At 55.8% G+C, this 301-nt stretch carries 1 protein-coding gene; it reads left to right on the top strand.

The window, feature by feature from the left end; translation table 11 throughout:
- Positions 1-301: ATP-binding cassette domain-containing protein (locus NE473_RS31240; protein WP_256265652.1), on the top strand; the 301-nt coding region annotated here is incomplete at both ends.

Genomic DNA, 301 nt, shown 5'->3' with positions numbered 1-301 from the left:
CTGAAAAACATCATTGACGCGCCGATTCATGTTCAGAAGCGAAAGGCGGATGAGGTCATCCGCGAAGCATACGACCTGCTCCGCAAGATGGGGCTGGAGGACAAGGCGGAGGCATACCCCTGCCAGCTCTCGGGCGGTCAGTGCCAGCGGGTTGCCATCGCAAGAGCTCTCGCCTTAAATCCCAAGATTCTGTTCTTTGACGAACCCACCTCCGCGCTGGACCCGGAGCTTACTGGGGAAGTGCTGAAAGTGATTCGTTCTCTGGCCGATTTACAGATCACCATGGTAATCGTGACTCATG

Origin of the sequence: Hungatella sp. SL.1.14, from assembly GCF_024460495.1 — a bacterium.
Lineage (GTDB): Bacteria > Bacillota > Clostridia > Lachnospirales > Lachnospiraceae > Hungatella > Hungatella hathewayi.
The sequence above is the reverse complement of the archived record's forward strand: the minus strand, read 5'-3'. Positions and strand labels throughout refer to the sequence as shown.